Here is a 1557-nt window from a genome sequence, read left to right as displayed (position 1 = left end):
ATCGGCGCCTCGCAGATCAACGAGGCGATCCAGCAGCTCGACAAGGTGACGCAGCAGAATGCCGGCGCCTCGGAAGAGATGTCGGCCACTTCGGAAGAACTCGCTTCGCAGGCCGAGGAGCTGCAGGCTTCCATCGCCTTCTTCAAGGTCGACCAGAACGGCAGCAAGCAGGCCAAGCGTGCGACCGCGGCTGCGACCAACCGCAAGCCCACGGCAAAACCGGCGCAAATCCACCGCCCCGCGCAGCCGCACAAGCAGGATCACTCCGTGCTGGCGCAGCAGGCCCGGGCCAAGGGTTTCGCCCTCGACATGTCGGTGGGCGGCCCGGATGCCGACGACGCGGATTTCCGCGAAAGCGCCTGAGGTTTTTCAAGAGAATTCGTCCCGGGCGCTCAAACGGCCCGGGATCGCCGCATGCATGTCAGCGTGCAGCTGTCCGACAGATCGGACGACCGCAGAAGAGTGAATGTATCGGTCTTCCTGCTCCGAACCGCTTCCCGACCGAACGGAAGGGAAGCACGACCGATGCATTCATCGCCTTGAGGGGATAAGGCTATGCGATTTACGATCAAGCTCAAACTCGGATTGGCCTTCGGGCTGATCATCACTCTGCTGGTAATCACGGCCGGCTATGGCATTTACAGCCTCTCCCATCTGAACCAGGCGATCAGCGACCTGATCGCAGGTCCGGCCGCCCGTCTGGAACTGGTCCAGAATTTCGCCAATGCGCAGCTGCGGCTTGCGCGCTCGCAGATGAACATCGCCACGTCGGACAGCGCGGAAGACGTCCAGAAGTATATCCAGGGCGGCGACCGGAACAGGGACCTCTTCCGGGATACCCTGAAGAAACTGCAGGAAGCCTCCACGACGGAAGAGGCCAAGCAGTCCTGGAGAGCCGTCGAGGACCGGGCGGAACAGCTCTTCCGCGTCGACGACGCGATCCGCGAGGCGGCCAGGAGCGGCAACAATGACGAAGCCCTTCGGCTCGCCAAAGGCGACGGTCGCGCGATGATGGACGAAATCGAAAAAACCATCCAGGTCCGCGTCGAGGCCAACAAGGCCCTGATGGTGCAGGCCGACGAGGACACCAACAATCAATACAATACCACGCGGAACCTGATCATCGGCATCGCCGCGATCGCCCTGGTCGCCGCCGTGATCGCCGCATTGTGGATCGCGCTCGGGATCAGCCGGGGCCTCGCCAAGATCATGGGTGCCGCCAATGCCGTCGCCATCGGCGACCTCAACCAGAATGTCGAGATCAAGACGAATGACGAGATCAAGGATCTGGTCGACACGATCAACGTGATGACGGCCAACCTGCGCAATACGGCCAATATCGCCGACCAGATCGCCAACGGCGACCTGACGGTTTCGCCGAAGCCGCTTTCGGACAAGGATACGCTCGGCCTCGCGCTGGAAAGCATGGTGGAGCGCCTTCGCGGCGTGGTGGGCGATGCGCTTGCCGCCGCCGACAACGTCTCGTCCGGCAGCCAGGAACTTTCGGCAAGCTCGGAACAGCTTTCCCAAGGGGCAACCGAACAGGCCTCCTCCGCC

The 1557-nt window shown here is 62.6% G+C and carries 1 protein-coding gene and 1 pseudogene; both read left to right on the top strand.

The genetic code is table 11. From position 1 onward, the window contains the following. Window positions 1-363, top strand: a pseudogene (locus ACFFP0_RS30930) (methyl-accepting chemotaxis protein); the annotation flags it as partial. Between the two features lie 192 nt (window positions 364-555). Continuing rightward, on the top strand, window positions 556-1557 hold a 1002-nt coding region (locus ACFFP0_RS30925; RefSeq protein WP_377266074.1), incomplete at its 3' end, for an MCP four helix bundle domain-containing protein.

Origin of the sequence: Neorhizobium puerariae (genome assembly GCF_042429745.1) — a bacterium.
Classification (GTDB): domain Bacteria; phylum Pseudomonadota; class Alphaproteobacteria; order Rhizobiales; family Rhizobiaceae; genus Neorhizobium; species Neorhizobium puerariae.
The sequence above is the reverse complement of the archived record's forward strand: the minus strand, read 5'-3'. Positions and strand labels throughout refer to the sequence as shown.